Raw genomic sequence first — 14,353 nt, forward strand, 5'->3', positions numbered from 1 at the left:
TTTTCTCTTTCCCATGCCTCCTTGGCACGGGCCCGTCCGGCCCTCAAGCACCATGCGCGCCTTCACGCTTTCCGATTTCGATTTCCATCTGCCGCCCCAGCTGGTGGCACAACACCCCGCCACCGAACGCACCGCCTCCCGTCTGCTCGACGGCACCGGCGATGCCCCGGCCGACCGCATCTTCAAGGAACTGCCCTCGCTGCTTCGTGCGGGCGACCTGCTGGTCTTCAACGACACGCGCGTGGTCAAGGCGCGCCTGTTCGGCGAGAAGCCGACCGGCGGCAAGCTCGAACTGCTGGTCGAACGCGTGCTGCAGGGGCAGGAGGTGGTGGCCCACATGAAGGTCAGCAAGAAGCCGCCGGTGGGCACCACGCTGGAGATGGTGGGTGGGTTCCGTGCCACGCTGCTGGGCCGCTGGCCCGAGGAAGACGGCGCGCTGTTCCGCTTCGCCTTCGAGAGCGACACGGGCGAGAACCCCTACATGCTGATGGAGCGCTGCGGTCACGTGCCGCTGCCGCCCTACATCACGCACACCGACTCGGCCGACGATGAAAGCCGCTACCAGACCGTGTTCGCGCGCGTGCCCGGCGCGGTGGCCGCGCCCACGGCCGCGCTGCATTTCGACGAGGGCCTGCTGGCCGAACTCGAAGCGCGCGGCGTGCAGCGCGCCAGCGTCACGCTGCACGTGGGCGCCGGCACTTTCCAGCCGGTGAAGACCGAGAACATCGCCGAGCACACGATGCACGCCGAGCGCTACGAAGTGCCCGAGGCCACGCAGCGCGCGATTGCCGAATGCAAGGCGCGCGGCGGCCGCGTCGTGGCCGTGGGCACGACCACTGTGCGCACGCTCGAGTCGTGGGCGAAGAGCGGCGAGGCCACCGGCGACACACGCATCTTCATCACGCCGGGCTTCGCCTTCGCGCATGTCGACGTGCTGGTGACCAACTTCCATTTGCCCAAGAGCACGCTGATGATGCTGGTCTCGGCCTTCGCCGGCTACGAGCGCGTGATGGCGCTGTACGCTCACGCCATCGCCAACGGCTACCGCTTCTTCAGCTATGGCGACGCCATGCTGCTGCAGCGTCAACAAGACTGAGACGACCATGCTGAACTTCGAACTCCTCAAGACCGACCCCGACAGCCACGCGCGCCGCGCCACGCTCACACTCAACCACGGCAAGGTCCAGACGCCGATCTTCATGCCCGTGGGCACCTACGGCACCGTCAAGGGCGTGATGCCGCGCAGCCTGGAAGAGATGGGCGCGCAGATCATCTTGGGCAACACCTTCCACCTGTGGATGCGCCCGGGGCTGGACGTGATGGCAAGCTTCGGTGGGCTGCACCAGTTCGAGAAATGGGACAAGCCCATCCTCACCGACTCGGGCGGCTTCCAGGTGTGGTCGCTGGGCGCGATGCGCAAGATCAGCGAAGAGGGCGTGAAGTTCGCGTCGCCCGTCAACGGCGACAAGCTGTTCCTCACGCCCGAGGTCTCGATGCAGATCCAGACCATCCTGAACAGCGACATCGTGATGCAGTTCGACGAGTGCACGCCCTACGACACCAAGGGCCACATCACGACCGAGGCTGAAGCCCGCATCTCGATGGCGCTGAGCCTGCGCTGGGCCAAGCGCTGCCAGAGCGAATTCGCGCGGCTCGAAAACCCCAATGCGCTCTTCGGCATCGTGCAGGGCGGCATGTTCGAGAACCTGCGCGAGGAGTCGCTCGCGGCGCTGGTCGACATGGATTTCCCCGGCTACGCCATCGGCGGCGTGAGCGTGGGCGAGCCCAAGGAAGAGATGCTGCACATCATGGGCCACACGCCGCACCGGCTGCCCGCGAACAAGCCGCGCTACCTGATGGGCGTGGGCACGCCCGAAGACCTGGTGCAGGGCGTGGCCGACGGCGTCGACATGTTCGACTGCGTCATGCCTACGCGCAATGCGCGCAACGGCACCATGTTCACGCGCTTCGGCGACCTGAAGATGCGCAATGCGCGCCACAAGAGCGACCCGCAGCCGGTCGACCCGAGCTGCACCTGCCATGCGTGCGCGGGCACCTCGGGTGTGAGCTGGAACGACGGCGGGCGCGAAGGCTTCAGCCGCGCCTACCTGCACCACCTGGACCGCTGCGGCGAAATGCTCGGGCCGATGCTGTGCACGATCCACAACCTGCACTACTACCTGAACCTGATGACGGAGATCCGCGCGGCGCTCGACGCGGGCACCTTCACGGCGTTCCGCGCGCAGTTCAAGGCCGACCGCGCACGCGGCGTCTGACAGCCGGCGCGGCCGTGTTGGGGTAGGCTTGCGGCCATGACATCCGCCGCTGTTTCTGCTTCTGTCTACACCGCCCGCTACCCCTCGCTGGCCGGCCGCACCGTGTTCATCTCGGGCGGCGCCAGCGGCATCGGCGAATCGCTGGTGCGGGCTTTTCATGCGCAGGGCGCCAAGGTCGGCTTCTGCGACCTCGACACCGCCGTCGGTAGTGCGCTTGCCGCGCAGCTGCAGGGTGAACATCCCGCACTCTTCGTCCCCTGCGACGTGACCGACACGCAAGCGCTCGGCGCAGCCATCGACGCGGTGCGCCAGCGCTTCGGGCCGGTGTCGGTGCTGCTGAACAACGCGGCCAACGACCGCCGCCACGAACTGGCCGACGTGAGCAGCGACGACTTCGACCGCCTCGTGGCCGTGAACCTCAAGCACCAGTTCTTCGCCGCGCAGGCGGTGGCCGACGACATGCGCGCGCTGGGCGGCGGCTCGATCGTCAACTTCGGCTCGATCAGCTGGATGATGAAGGGCCGCGGCTACCCGGTCTACCAGGCCTGCAAGGCGGGCGTGCGCGGCCTCACGCGCTCGCTGGCGCGCGACCTGGGCAAACAGAACATCCGCGTCAACACGATCATGCCGGGCTGGGTGATGACCGAGCGGCAGATCCAGCTGTGGGTGAAGCCCGAGTCGGGCGCCGAGATCGATGCGGCGCAATGCCTGCCGGGGCGCGTGATGGCGGAAGACATCGCCGCGATGGCGCTGTTTCTTGCGGCCGACGACTCGCGCATGTGCACCGCGCAAGATTACGTGGTGGATGCAGGCTGGACCTGAAACGCTTCAACCGTCGCCCCAAAGAAAAAGCCCGGCATGCCGGGCTTTTTGCTGCGTGGGTGGCGGGACCGGATCAGTCGCGCAGTTCGGCCGGCAGCGTGCCGCCATTGGCGGCGATGCGGGTCATCACCTGCTTGTGCAGGCCGATGTTCCATTCGGCCGAACCCGGCTCGCCGTTGCTGTAGAGGATTTCGCTGGCCAGTTCCTTGCGCGCGGCAAGGCTGCTGTCCAGGCCCAGCAACTTGAGCAGGTCGACGATCGAGGTGCGCCAGTTCAGGCCGGCGGCGCCGGGCATCGCGTCGAGCACGGCGGGCACGTCGCCCAGCGGGATTGCAGGCGGCGGTGCGGCAGCGGCCGGGGCGCCGGGTGCAGCCGCCGGCGGTGCGGCGACGACTTCAGCGGCGTTGGCCGACGGAAAAATCTTGGAAAAAATCTTGCCGAAAATGCTCATGGGTGTGCTCCGTCAATGTGAATGGGAAAACCCGCGGCACGGTTTTGCGTGCCGCAGCCTTGAGGTTGTAGCACGCCGGTGCGGCGCTTCCGCTACGTGGCCGGCTGAACCGGCGCGCCCGACGTGACCGATTGCGCAGCGCCGCTCACAGGTGTGTACGGCGCTTGCGTGGCGGCCGCGGCGGTCCCGCAGGCATGGCAGAACTTGGAAAACGCGCTCTTGCGTGTGCTGCAGTGGCCGCAGTGGTCGAACAGGCCGATGCCGCAGTGCGGGCAGAAGTCGATCTCGTTGTTCTTCAGGTCGACCGGCCGTTCGCAACCGGGGCACACGCTCTTGCCCAGGCGGGCCAGCGCGACGTCGTAGCTCAGCTCTTCGCGGCGCACCTGGTCGGGCTGCTGCTCGGCGAGTTTCTGTCGCGCCAGGTAGCGGTTGAGCGCAATGATCGCGTAGCGCCCCACCAGCACCGTGAGCACGATGCCCACCACGTAGCGCACATAGCCGCCGTAGCTCGGCAGGTAAGGCACCAGCTCGACGAAGAACGCGAACAGCGCGAAGAAGATGAAGCCCCACACGAAAGGCCAGTAGGTGCTCTTGCGCTTCTTCACGAACAGCCAGCCGGCCGCCAGCAGCAGCGGCAGGGTCAGCGCGAGCCTGTAGGCGAACACGCGCAACTCGACGCGGCGGTACTCGGCATTCAGCCGTTCCTGCGCATCGTGCTCCAGCACCGACAACGCCTCGCGTGCACGCTGCTCGGCCTGGCGCGCGTCGAGCGCAATCTGGCGCTGTGCATCGGCCTTGCGCTGCGCCGCGTCTTCCTTCTGCTTGAAGGCGTCGAGCGCCTTGGTGCGCGCGATGAGCTCGGTGTCCTGGTCGGGCTGCGCGGTGGCGCGGCGCGTGGCGATCCAGTTGCCGAAGGTCTCGCGCGCGTTGGCACTGGCCTGCTGCGCCACGTTGAGCTGCAGCTGTGCCTGGTCGAGGTCGCGCGCGGCCTGCTCCTCGGCCTTTTCAGAGGCCTTGATGGTGGCGCGCAGCGGCTCGGCCGCCGGCTTGTCGATGAAGTCGTCGAGCACGCGCACGCGCTCGACCTGCGGCAGGTCGCCCACGATCGTGCTGCCCAGCCCGATCAGGAAGCTCGCGAACACGAACGCCACCAGCCAGAGGCCGCGGCGGAACCACTTCTCGGACAGGCGCAGGGATTTGCTCATGGTCTTTCCTTTTCCTTCTTTCTTCGTTGCGGCTCTTCGCTCAGGGCTTGAGTGTGACCGGCGCCGTGCCCAGCCCCGCGCGCGACAGCCAGACGAACACCGAGTCGACGGTCACGGTCTCGATGCAGTCCGAAAAACGCTTCTCGTTCGGATGGTCGTCGAACGCGATGTTGGCCGAGCCCACGCGCTCGCCCCGGGGGGTCAGCGGACCGAGGTTCAGCGTGGTCGACTCGCAGAGGGGTTGCATGAAGGCCTCGCGGCGCGGTGAAAGTGAGCGAATGATGGTCCGCCTTCACGCCGCGAGGCTCGGACACTTCAACCAGTTGCAGCGCTGGCGTCCTGCGGTATCCCGACGAGATACTGGAGGGCACCGAGGCGCCGCGCGCCTCAAGAGGCCAGCAGGCCGGCCACGCGCTGGCGCAGCGCCTCGGGCTGCACCTCCTGCGGCGCCACGGGGGCGCCGACACGCAGACCCACGCGGCTGAAGAAGCCGCGGCGGAAGGGCTTGGCCATGGCGACCTGCTGGCCGCCGCGCAGTTCGATGCGGCTGAAGTACGAACCCCAGAGGTTGGTCAGCGCCATCGGGATCACCGGGGGCTCGATGCCTTCGGCGCGCGCGCCTTCGAGGATCTTCATCACGCCGCCCTTGAAGGGCTGCAGCTCGCCGTCGCGCGTGATCGCGCCTTCGGGGAAGATCGCGAGCAGGTCGCCTTCGCGCAGCACGCCGATGGCCTTCGCGAAGGCCGCCTCGTACGCGGCCGGGTCTTCCTTCTGCGGCGCGATCGGAATGGCCTTGGCCAGCTTGAACAGCCAGCCGAGCACCGGCACCTTGAAGATGCGGTGGTCCATGATGAAGCGGATGGGACGCGGGCTCGCGGCCATCAGCAGCACCGCGTCGATGAAGCTCACGTGGTTGCACACCAGCACGGCGGCGCCTTCGGTGGGAATGTGCTGGTCGTCCTTGATGTCGAAGCGGTACACGAAGCGCGACAGCACCCAGGCCACGAAGCGCAGCAGGTACTCCGGCACCAGCATGAAGATGTAGAACGCCACCACCGCGTTGGCGATGCCGGTGAGCAGGAAGATCTGCGGAATGCTGAAGCCCGCGCCCAGCAGCGCGCCCGCCAGCACCGAGCTGCCGATCATGAAGAGCGCGTTGAGGATGTTGTTCGCCGCGATGATCCGCGCGCGGTGCGTGGGCTGGCTGCGCAGCTGGATCAGCGCGTACATCGGCACGCTGTACAGGCCCGCGAAAAGCGACAGCAGCGCGAGGTCGGCCATCACGCGCCAGTGCGCAGCCTGGTGCACGAAGGCGCCCAGTCCCATGCCGGCCGAAGGCGGCAGGGCGCGCGAGGCAAAGTACAGGTCGATCGCGAACACGCTCATGCCGATGGCGCCCAGCGGCACGAGGCCGATCTCCACCTGCCGGCGGCTCAGCGTCTCGCACAGCAGCGAGCCCACGCCGATGCCCACCGAGAACACCACCAGCAGCAGCGAGGCCACCTGCTCGTCGCCGTGCAGCACTTCTTTCGCGAAGCTCGGGAACTGGCTCAGGAACACGGCGCCGAAGAACCACATCCACGAGATCCCGAGCAGCGAGCGGAACACCACGATGTTCTCGCGCGCCAGCATCAGGTTGCGCCAGGTTTCGCTGAAGGGATTCCAGTTGATCGACAGGCCCGGGTCGGTGGCCGGCGCGGGCGGAATGGCCTGCGCCACGCCGCGCCCCACCAGCGCGAGCAGCAGGCAGGCCACGGCCACCGTGGTGTGGCCGATCTGCGGCATCGCCACCAGCAGCCCGCCCGCCACCTGGCCCAGCAGGATGGCGACGAAGGTGCCCATCTCGACCATGCCGTTGCCGCCCGTGAGCTCGCGCGAGTCGAGCACCTGTGGCAGGTAGGCGAACTTGACCGGCCCGAACAGCGTGGAGTGCAGCCCCATGAGGAACACGCAGCCCAGCAGCACCACCGCGTCGGCGCGCACGAAGCCCCAGGCGGCGATCACCATGATCGCGATCTCCAGGTTCTTGACGAAGCGGATCATCTTCGTCTTGTCGAACTTGTCGGTCAGCTGCCCGGCCGTGGCCGAGAACAGCAGGAACGGCAGGATGAACAGCGCACCGATCACCAGCCCCGCCATCGCGGGCGGCATCCAGCTGAGCTGCAGCTGGTAGGTCACCATGACGGTGAAGGCGAACTTGAAGAGGTTGTCGTTCGCGGCACCCGCGAACTGGGTCCAGAAGAAGGGCGCGAAGCGCCGCTGGCCGAGCAGCGCGAACTGGTTCGCGTGGGCGTTGGCTTCATGAACCACGGGCGCGGGCGCGGCGGCGGCGGGGGTTGTCATGCGATGCAATCTCCTCTTTGTCTTCTACCGCTGCGCCACGGGGCGTTCCGGTGGCCAGGCCGCGTCATGCAGCGATGGCGGCTGGGTCGGGATTGTGCCGCAGCAGGGTGGCGCGCCAGCCCTTTTCGAGGCGGTTCAGCGCCATCAGCACGGGCAGGCCGGCCAGCGACGCCACCAGGTGCTTGAGCGTGTGGCCCGACACGAGATGGCCGGTGGCTTCGTAGATGGCGTGATCGCCCAGTTCGAAGGCCTTGGCTACCACGTAGAACGCGATCACCCAGCCCAGCTTGAGCCCGACGGCGCCGCGCATCGGCGTGCTCAATGCCAGTGTGAGCACCAGCGCCATGCCGCCGAACTGCACCAGCGCCCAGGGCAGCACGTTGCCGGTTTCCTGGCAGACCTCGGCGGCCAGCAGGCCGGCCGTGAGCACGAACCAGGCGGCCGGCCAGCCGGCGCGCTGGCTGACGCGCTCGCAGACGGCGATGCCGATCAGGCCCGCAAAGGCCACGGCCATGCCGGCGCGGTCGGCGGCGAGGCGGGGCGCGTCGGGCATCAGGTGATAGAAGGCCGAGCCGGCGGCGGTGGCGATCAGGCCGGCGAAGAACAGCCAGGCGCAGTCCAGCGTGTTGTCGGGCGGGTCGTTGGCGGGCGGTGCCAGGGGGAAACCGGCGAGTGCTTCTTGGTGCGAGCGGTCGATGCGGTTGAGCCGGTACAGCCCCAGGCAGCCGATCACCAGGAACGGCAGGTTGCTCAGCACGTCCATCGCGTTGGGCAGGTGCAGCAGCGGCCGGTTGTCGGCAAACACCGCGGCGATCGCCACGTCGGCGGCCGGCAGCGCCGGGCCGAAGAAGGCGATCAGCAACAGCAGCGCGAAGGTGAACAACAGTCCGCGTTCGCGGCGTGTCAGGGTGGGCAAGAGCATGGCGTTCCTCGGTGGGGGTGGTGTCTGGCGGGTGGAATTTAGTTGCCAGCCCTCCCCCAGGCATCGAGAATCGATACGAGGCACTATTTCACACCCTTCGGTATCCTTTTTCTATACCTTCAACCCGCACTGCCCCCTCCATGAGCACCACCGTCGATCTGGTCCAGGCCCTCAAGAACGAACTCAAAAGCGCCCGCATGACATACGCCGACCTGGCCCGGTCGCTGGACATGGCGGAGTCCAGCGTCAAGCGCATGCTGGCCAAGAGCGACATGCCGCTGTCGCGCGTCGATGCCATCTGCCGCGCCCTGAAGATCGATTTCGCCGAGCTGGCGCGGCGCGTGGCCGACGCCCAGCCGCTGCTGAAGGAGCTGACGCACGAGCAGGAAAAGGCCGTGGTCAAGGACAAGAAGCTGCTGCTGGTGGCAATCAGCGTGCTGAGCCAGTGGACGCTGGAGCAGATCGTGGCCTCGTACCGGATCACCGAAGCCGAGTGCATCGGCTGCCTGGCGCAGTTGGACCGCATCGGCATCATCGAGCTGCGCCCGCTCAACCGGTATCGCCTGAAGCTCGCCAAGACCTTCCGCTGGCGCCCGCACGGCCCGGTGATGGAGTTCTTTCGCGAGAACGTGGTGCTCGACTACTACAAGGGCGGTTTCGACGGCCCGGCCGAGGGGCTGCTGCTGGTGCACGGCTCGATCAGCCGGTCGCTGGCACCGGCCTTCCTGGAGCGGCTGCAACGCGTGGCGCAAGACTTTGCGCAGCAGCACCAGACCGATCAGAAGCTGTCGGCCAAGGACCGCGAGGGCTATACCCTGCTGCTGGGCATGCGCAATTGGGAGTTCGAGCTCTTCACCCGCCTGCGCAGAAACTGAAGGCCCGTCAGGGCTTCGCTGCTTCCAGGGCGTCGCGCGTGGTGCGCGCCGCGTTCTTCGCCGCGTCGGCGAAGTCTTCGCCCGACGAGGCGTAGATGATCGCCCGCGACGAGTTCACGATGATCGGCGCGTCGGCGCGCCAGCCGGCGCGCACGGTGGCGACCGCGTCGCCGCCCTGGGCACCGACACCCGGGATCAGGAGCGGCACCGTCGGCGCGAGTTCGCGCACGCGCTCGATCTCCGCCGGATAGGTCGCGCCCACCACGAGACCGAGCTGGCCGTTGAGGTTCCACGGGCCCTGCGCCAGGCGGGCGACGTGCTCGTACAGGAAGGGCTGGCCCTCGACGCTGGCCAGGCGCTGGCCCTGCAGGTCGGAACCGCCGGGGTTGCTGGTGCGGCACAGCAGGAAGGCGCCCTTGCCTTCGTGCTTGAGGTAGGGCGCGACCGAGTCGAAGCCCATGAAAGGCGACAGCGTCACCGCGTCGGCGCCGTAGCGCTCGAAGGCTTCGAGCGCGTACTGCTCGGCGGTGGAGCCGATGTCGCCGCGCTTGGCGTCCAGGATGGTGGGCACATGGGGCGCGTTGCGGCGCATGTGCTCCATCAGGCGTTCGAGCTGGTCTTCGGCGCGGTGGGCCGCGAAGTAGGCGATCTGTGGCTTGAAGGCGATGACCAGGTCGGCCGTCGCGTCGACGATGCGCGCGCAGAAGTCATAGATGCGGCTGGCGTCGCCCTTGTACGCCCCCGGGAATTTGGCTGGCTCCGGGTCGAGGCCCACGCACAGCAGCGAACCGTTGGTTTGCTGTGCCGCGGCCAGCTTGTCGAGGAAAGTCATGGGGGACGATTTTACGGACCCCGTCCGACGGCTCAGGTCGAAGAGGCTGCCTGCTCGGCCGCCAGGCACAGGTCGGCCCAGGCGCGGGCCTTGTCGGTCGGGTTGCGCAGCAGGTAGGCGGGGTGGTACGTGGCGACCACCGGCACGCCGTTCGCCGATGCCAGCGGGACCGCACGACCGCGCAGCTTGCCCAGCGGATCGCGGCTTTGCATCAGGCTCTGCGCGGCCAGCGGGCCCATCGCCAGCACGATGCAGGGCGCCAATGCTGCCGCGTGGGCGTCGAACGCCGCGTCGATCGGCTGCGGGCTGCCGGGCTGGCCGGCAGCCACGCCGCGGTGCGTGCGCATCAGGTGCACGGGCGTGCGGCCGTCGTGCAGCTTCAGCGCGCGCAGCATGTTGTCGAGCAGGCGGCCGGCGTCGCCCGCGAAGGGCTCGCCGTGGCGGCCGTCGGCCTCGGGGGGCATGTCGGCCACGACCAGCCAGCCGCCCTGCACCGGCGCCGCGGCATCGGCCTTGTCGGCGTACAGGCGGCAGGGTGCCTCGACCAGCACGGCGGCGCCTTGCGCGACGGGCGGCGCTGCCACGGGACGCGGGGCCGGAGCGGCCACGGCGCGGGCGACGGGCGCGGGTGCCGGGCGCGGCGAGGGCGGCGCATCGTACGACTGGTCGCGATCGTCGAGCTCCAGCGGCGGGCCTTCGGGCATGTCGGGCATGCCGGAATCAGCGGCCTCGGGGGCCTGCGGCTCGGCTTCGACTTCGATCTCGGGTTCCGGCGGCACGGGCCACCAGACCTTCACGCCCATCTCGTCGAGCATGGCGCGCTGTCGCGCGTCCAGGCGCAGGGTGTGGACCGCGGTGTCCGTCATCGCAAAGCTCCCCAGGCGGAGCCTGTTTCGTTGAGGCGCATGCTCATGACGACCGCGTCTTCGCGCTTGCCGTCGAACGCCGGGTAGTAGCCCTTGCGCACGCCGACGCTGCGAAAGCCTTGCCGCAGGTAGATGTCGAGCGCGCGCCGGTTGCTTTCGCGCACCTCGAGCCAGAGCCACAGCGCGCCCTCGCCGCGCGACCAGCCGGCCAGCGCTTCGAGCATGAGCGGCGCCCAGCCCTGGCGCTGGAAGGCCGGCGCCACGGTGATGTTGAGCAGGTGCACCTCGTCCACGCCCTTCATGGCGACGAAGTAGCCGATCAGCGTTTCGCCCAGGCTCGTGCAGGGCGATTCGACACCCGACGCCACGCCGGGCGCCAGCAGGCACTGGCAGTGGTAGCCCACGGCCATCGAGTCGGTGAAGTTGGCGCGCGTCCAGGGGTGCGTGTAGGCCGTCTGCTCGACCGCGCACACGGCATCGATCCGTTCAATGGTGAGCGGTTCAAGGCGGGCTTCGACGGACTGGAGGACAGCGCTCATGCGGGGTTCTGCGAAACGGCAGCGGCCTTGATGGCGGCGCGTTCCTCGGTGGTTTGCGCCACTTTATCGCGAACATACAGCGGCCAGGCCTGCGCGGCGGGCACGGTGCGTCCGGCCGCGAGCAGCGCGGGCGCCAGCCGCAGCATGGCGGTGGCCATCGGCAGCACTTCGTGGTGGGCCGTGGCGCTCGCCAGGCGCGGGCCGTAGGCGGTGAAGGCGTTGCCGGCGAGCGCCCAGCCGGCCGGCACGTCGAGCGCCTCGGGGGCCAGCAGCAGCGGCTCGGGGTCGCCGCCGAATGGGCCGGCGGTGTCGAAGTCATAGTGCGCGGCATAGAGCTGGTCCATGCGCGCATCGAGCACGGCCACCACGCGCTGCGCGCCGAAGGCATGGCGCGCCTCGTCGGCCACGGCCAGCAGGGTGTCGACCGGCAGCAGCGGCACCTTGGCGCCGAAGGCCAGGCCCTGCGCCACCGAGCAGGCGGTGCGCAGGCCGGTGAAGGAGCCCGGGCCGCGCCCGAAGACGATGGCGTCGAGCTCGGCCAGCACGAGCCCCGCGTCGGCGAGCAACTGGCGGATCAGCGGCAGCAGCGTGCTCGACGCCTGCGCGCCGCCCACGCCGCTGTGCGCCAGCACGCGGTCGCCGTGGCGCACCGCGACCGACAGGTGCTCGGTGCTCGTGTCGAAGGCCAGCAGCTTGTCAGACATTCGGACGCCCCACTCCCGCCGCGCACGGCGTCGGGCAGACCGGCGCCGGCGCCACGCGCACGGCTGCGGCCTTGCGCACGCCGAACAGAATGCCGGCCGTCACCAGCGCGAGCCCGGCGATGAGGCTCCAGTGCATCGGTTCACCGAGCCACAGCACCGCGCCGAAAGCCGACAGGCCCGGCACCAGCGCCGTGATCATGGTGGTGCGCACGGGCCCGAAGTGCTGGACCATCTTCGTGAAGGTGATACCGGAGATCACCACCGAGCCGAGACCCTGGAACGCCATCTGGAATGCGACCTCGCCCCACGGCGCGGAGCCGATGTGGCTCACGACCGCGCCCGAAGCCACGAGCAATGTGTAGACCGGCACATAGGTCATGAGCGCGAACACGGTGATGGCGATGGTCGCGCGCACCGCGTCCAGGCCGTGGCGGCGCGCCACGACGCTGTAGCAGGCCCAGCAGAAGGCAGCGCCCATGAACATCAGGTCGCCCTTCCAGACCTCGCCGCCCTCGAAGGCGTGCAGCAGGCTGCGCCCGCCGACCACGAGGTCGCCCGCGACGATCATCGCCAGGCCGATGGCGCGCGTGGGTGTGATGCGGTCGCGCAGCACCAGCGCGGCCAGCAGCGTGGTCCACAGCGGCAGGCTGCCGGGCATCAGCACGGCGGCGTGGCCGGCGGGCGCGAAGAAGAAGCCGCTGTAGGCGATGAGCGCGTAGGCCACGCCGCCGAAGATGCCGGCCGTGGCCGTCACGCGCAGCGACAGCGGCGACAGGCCGAAGAACGACGACACCGCGCCGCGGTGCTTCGTCGCCAGCCACGCGCCCCACGGCACCAGCACCAGGCTGGCACCGCAGACGCGCGCAAAGGCGAGGTCGAAGGGCGTGAGCGAACGCGCGGCCGAGGCGCGCGCGATGAGGATGAAGGCGGTCCAGACCACGACGGTGACCACGGCCGCGCCGATGCCGAGCATGCGGGGAGACAGGAGGGGCGGGGAGGTCTGCGGGGGCGCGACGGGCATCCCGCCATTATCGAGGGCGGACCTCGGCCGCGCAGGGGCGGGGCGAATCAGCCGGCCCCGTGAGCGTCGCTGGCGCGCAGGATCGCCAGCCCGGCCGCGCGCAAAGGCGCCAGCGCCTGCTCGGGCGCCTGCGGCGCCACCACCAGCTGCGCCGCGTCCGCCAACGGGTTGATCACCCAGGCCGACGCGGCCCCGAGCTTTTCGGACGAGGCCAGCACGACGGTCTCGGCCGCCGCGGCCATCAGCGCCCGCTTGATCTCGGCCTCTTCCGCGTCGCCCGTGGTCAGGCCGGCTTCGGCGTGCACGCCGGTGACGCCCATGAAGTACGTGTCGGCATGGATGCGCGAAATGGCTGCCATGGCCGCCGCGCCGACCGCCACCATCGAGTGCCGGAACAGCCGCCCACCGATCAGCACCACCTCGATGCCGGTGTGCGCCGCCAGCTCGACCGCCACCGACGGGCTGTGCGTGACCACCGTGGCCTGCAGCGTGGTCGGCAGGTGGCGCGCCAGCTGCACGGCCGTGGTGCCTCCGTCGATGAACACCACCTGCCCTGGCTTCACGAGGCGCGCGGCGGCGCGGCCGATGGCCACTTTTTCGTCGGGCGCGAGCTGCTGGCGCCCGCTGAAGTCGGCCTCGGCCGCCGCCACCGGCAGTGCGCCGCCGTGCACGCGCTGCAGCAGCCCTTCGGCCGCGAGCTCGCGCAGGTCGCGGCGGATGGTGTCCTCGGACAGGGCCAGTTCCTCGCTGAGCGCCTTGGCGACGACCTGGCCGTCGCGCCGCAGGACCGCGAGGATGTGTTGCTTGCGCGGTCGGGTGAGCATGGCCCGATGATAACGACTTTGCACGTTATTGCACGAATCTTCTTGATATTGCACGAACTCGCTTTTATGCTCGCCGCCATGACCCTCCACGACCGCGTCCGGGTGCACGAAGTCACCCTCCTGTCCGACAACTGGTACGCGCTGCGCACCACCGCCTTCGACTGGCGGCGCAACGACGGTCAGTGGCAGCGCATGCACCGCGAGACCTACGACCGCGGCAACGGCGCCACGCTGCTGCCCTATCACCTGGGCCAGCGCACGGTGCTGCTCACGCGGCAGTTCCGCTACCCGGCTTTCGTCAACGGCCACGACGACCTGCTGATCGAGGCGGCCGCGGGCCTGCTGGACAACGCCGCGCCCGAGGAACGCATCCGCGCCGAGGTGGAAGAAGAACTGGGCTACCGGCTCGGCACCGTGCAGAAGGTGTTCGAGAGCTTCATGAGCCCGGGCTCGGTGACCGAGAAGCTGCACTTCTTCGTCGCGCCCTACGAGGCCTCGATGCGCGTGGGCGCGGGCGGCGGGCTGGCGGAGGAGGGCGAGGACATCGAGGTGCTCGAGCTGGGCATCGACGAGGCGCTGGCCATGGTGGCCGACGGCCGCATCGCCGACGCCAAGACGATCATGCTGCTCTACCACGCGAAGCTGCACGTTTTCGCGCCGGGATAATCCGCGG

General features: G+C 69.1%; 15 protein-coding genes and 1 pseudogene. 5 read left to right on the plus strand and 11 right to left on the minus strand.

What is annotated here, in order from left to right:
- Window positions 1–52 precede the first annotated feature (52 nt).
- Genes queA through ASD34_RS11090 form a run of 3 tightly spaced genes read left to right on the plus strand, consistent with a single transcriptional unit; the run spans window position 53 to window position 3,098 of the window.
- Window positions 53–1,096, plus strand: a complete 1,044-nt coding sequence (queA, locus tag ASD34_RS11080) for a tRNA preQ1(34) S-adenosylmethionine ribosyltransferase-isomerase QueA (protein ID WP_056577047.1) — start codon at window positions 53–55, stop codon at window positions 1,094–1,096.
- A gap of 7 nt (window positions 1,097–1,103) precedes the next feature.
- Complete coding sequence (gene tgt / locus ASD34_RS11085) at window positions 1,104–2,276, plus strand: tRNA guanosine(34) transglycosylase Tgt (protein WP_056577050.1); 1,173 nt, start codon at window positions 1,104–1,106, stop codon at window positions 2,274–2,276.
- A 36-nt stretch (window positions 2,277–2,312) separates the two neighbouring features.
- Window positions 2,313–3,098 carry an SDR family NAD(P)-dependent oxidoreductase gene (locus tag ASD34_RS11090; RefSeq protein WP_056577053.1) on the plus strand — a complete coding sequence of 262 codons (786 nt, stop codon included), beginning with the start codon at window positions 2,313–2,315 and terminating at the stop codon, window positions 3,096–3,098.
- A 73-nt stretch (window positions 3,099–3,171) separates the two neighbouring features.
- Here ASD34_RS11090 and ASD34_RS11095 read toward each other — a convergent pair whose 3' ends face one another.
- The 5 genes and pseudogenes from ASD34_RS11095 to ASD34_RS11115 form a co-directional block, all read right to left on the minus strand.
- Window positions 3,172–3,549: a DUF3597 domain-containing protein gene (locus ASD34_RS11095; RefSeq protein ID WP_056516779.1), complete on the minus strand. Its 378-nt coding sequence runs from the start codon at window positions 3,547–3,549 to the stop codon at window positions 3,172–3,174.
- A 92-nt stretch (window positions 3,550–3,641) separates the two neighbouring features.
- Window positions 3,642–4,754: a zinc ribbon domain-containing protein gene (locus ASD34_RS11100; RefSeq protein ID WP_056577056.1), complete on the minus strand. Its 1,113-nt coding sequence runs from the start codon at window positions 4,752–4,754 to the stop codon at window positions 3,642–3,644.
- Window positions 4,755–4,794: 40 nt separating this feature from the next.
- A pseudogene (locus ASD34_RS11105) lies at window positions 4,795–4,986 on the minus strand (DUF2145 domain-containing protein); the annotation flags it as partial.
- A gap of 155 nt (window positions 4,987–5,141) precedes the next feature.
- Window positions 5,142–7,097 carry an MFS transporter gene (locus tag ASD34_RS11110; protein ID WP_056577062.1) on the minus strand — a complete coding sequence of 652 codons (1,956 nt, stop codon included), beginning with the start codon at window positions 7,095–7,097 and terminating at the stop codon, window positions 5,142–5,144.
- Between the two features lie 64 nt (window positions 7,098–7,161).
- The gene (locus ASD34_RS11115) at window positions 7,162–8,019 is read right to left on the minus strand and encodes a hypothetical protein (RefSeq protein WP_056577064.1); all 858 of its coding nucleotides are present in this window, start codon (window positions 8,017–8,019) and stop codon (window positions 7,162–7,164) included.
- Window positions 8,020–8,159: 140 nt separating this feature from the next.
- Here ASD34_RS11115 and ASD34_RS11120 point away from each other — a divergent pair, with 140 nt between their 5' ends.
- On the plus strand, window positions 8,160–8,894 hold the full coding sequence (locus ASD34_RS11120; protein WP_056577067.1) for a helix-turn-helix domain-containing protein: 735 nt from the start codon (window positions 8,160–8,162) through the stop codon (window positions 8,892–8,894).
- 7 nt (window positions 8,895–8,901) lie between these two features.
- Here the strand turns inward: ASD34_RS11120 and pyrF are convergent, their stop codons facing one another.
- From pyrF to ASD34_RS11150, 6 genes are all read right to left on the minus strand, one after another.
- On the minus strand, window positions 8,902–9,726 hold the full coding sequence (pyrF, locus tag ASD34_RS11125) for an orotidine-5'-phosphate decarboxylase (protein ID WP_056577070.1): 825 nt from the start codon (window positions 9,724–9,726) through the stop codon (window positions 8,902–8,904).
- Window positions 9,727–9,758: 32 nt separating this feature from the next.
- A complete protein-coding gene (locus ASD34_RS11130) occupies window positions 9,759–10,592 on the minus strand; it encodes a uracil-DNA glycosylase family protein (RefSeq protein WP_056577073.1) in 834 nt (277 codons plus the stop codon).
- Entirely contained in the window at window positions 10,589–11,131 is a 543-nt protein-coding gene (rimI, locus tag ASD34_RS11135) for a ribosomal protein S18-alanine N-acetyltransferase (protein WP_056577076.1), read from the minus strand. Before rimI ends, ASD34_RS11130 begins: the two co-directional genes overlap by 4 nt.
- Window positions 11,128–11,835: a tRNA (adenosine(37)-N6)-threonylcarbamoyltransferase complex dimerization subunit type 1 TsaB gene (gene tsaB / locus ASD34_RS11140; RefSeq protein WP_056577079.1), complete on the minus strand. Its 708-nt coding sequence runs from the start codon at window positions 11,833–11,835 to the stop codon at window positions 11,128–11,130. The genes rimI and tsaB overlap by 4 nt, the downstream gene beginning before the upstream one ends.
- Complete coding sequence (locus tag ASD34_RS11145) at window positions 11,828–12,808, minus strand: DMT family transporter (RefSeq protein ID WP_235510030.1); 981 nt, start codon at window positions 12,806–12,808, stop codon at window positions 11,828–11,830. The genes tsaB and ASD34_RS11145 overlap by 8 nt, the downstream gene beginning before the upstream one ends.
- A 95-nt stretch (window positions 12,809–12,903) precedes the next feature.
- On the minus strand, window positions 12,904–13,680 hold the full coding sequence (locus tag ASD34_RS11150) for a DeoR/GlpR family DNA-binding transcription regulator (RefSeq protein WP_056577086.1): 777 nt from the start codon (window positions 13,678–13,680) through the stop codon (window positions 12,904–12,906).
- A 78-nt stretch (window positions 13,681–13,758) separates the two neighbouring features.
- Between ASD34_RS11150 and ASD34_RS11155 the strand changes: the two genes are divergently transcribed.
- A complete protein-coding gene (locus ASD34_RS11155; RefSeq protein WP_056577255.1) occupies window positions 13,759–14,346 on the plus strand; it encodes a GDP-mannose pyrophosphatase in 588 nt (195 codons plus the stop codon).
- The last annotated feature ends 7 nt before the right edge of the window (window positions 14,347–14,353 follow it).

Source organism: Variovorax sp. Root473 (assembly GCF_001426505.1).
Taxonomy (GTDB): Bacteria; Pseudomonadota; Gammaproteobacteria; order Burkholderiales; family Burkholderiaceae_C; genus Variovorax.

What these genes read in the sequence shown, in the direction of transcription:
- queA (WP_056577047.1), top strand. Translation starts at nt 53, where the DNA reads ATGCGCGCCTTCACGCTTTCCGATTTCGATTTCCATCTGCCGCCCCAG.
- tgt (WP_056577050.1), top strand. Translation starts at nt 1,104, where the DNA reads ATGCTGAACTTCGAACTCCTCAAGACCGACCCCGACAGCCACGCGCGC.
- ASD34_RS11090 (WP_056577053.1), top strand. Translation starts at nt 2,313, where the DNA reads ATGACATCCGCCGCTGTTTCTGCTTCTGTCTACACCGCCCGCTACCCC.
- ASD34_RS11095 (WP_056516779.1), bottom strand. Translation starts at nt 3,549, where the DNA reads ATGAGCATTTTCGGCAAGATTTTTTCCAAGATTTTTCCGTCGGCCAAC.
- ASD34_RS11100 (WP_056577056.1), bottom strand. Translation starts at nt 4,754, where the DNA reads ATGAGCAAATCCCTGCGCCTGTCCGAGAAGTGGTTCCGCCGCGGCCTC.
- ASD34_RS11110 (WP_056577062.1), bottom strand. Translation starts at nt 7,097, where the DNA reads ATGACAACCCCCGCCGCCGCCGCGCCCGCGCCCGTGGTTCATGAAGCC.
- ASD34_RS11115 (WP_056577064.1), bottom strand. Translation starts at nt 8,019, where the DNA reads ATGCTCTTGCCCACCCTGACACGCCGCGAACGCGGACTGTTGTTCACC.
- ASD34_RS11120 (WP_056577067.1), top strand. Translation starts at nt 8,160, where the DNA reads ATGAGCACCACCGTCGATCTGGTCCAGGCCCTCAAGAACGAACTCAAA.
- pyrF (WP_056577070.1), bottom strand. Translation starts at nt 9,726, where the DNA reads ATGACTTTCCTCGACAAGCTGGCCGCGGCACAGCAAACCAACGGTTCG.
- ASD34_RS11130 (WP_056577073.1), bottom strand. Translation starts at nt 10,592, where the DNA reads ATGACGGACACCGCGGTCCACACCCTGCGCCTGGACGCGCGACAGCGC.
- rimI (WP_056577076.1), bottom strand. Translation starts at nt 11,131, where the DNA reads ATGAGCGCTGTCCTCCAGTCCGTCGAAGCCCGCCTTGAACCGCTCACC.
- tsaB (WP_056577079.1), bottom strand. Translation starts at nt 11,835, where the DNA reads ATGTCTGACAAGCTGCTGGCCTTCGACACGAGCACCGAGCACCTGTCG.
- ASD34_RS11145 (WP_235510030.1), bottom strand. Translation starts at nt 12,808, where the DNA reads ATGCTCGGCATCGGCGCGGCCGTGGTCACCGTCGTGGTCTGGACCGCC.
- ASD34_RS11150 (WP_056577086.1), bottom strand. Translation starts at nt 13,680, where the DNA reads ATGCTCACCCGACCGCGCAAGCAACACATCCTCGCGGTCCTGCGGCGC.
- ASD34_RS11155 (WP_056577255.1), top strand. Translation starts at nt 13,759, where the DNA reads ATGACCCTCCACGACCGCGTCCGGGTGCACGAAGTCACCCTCCTGTCC.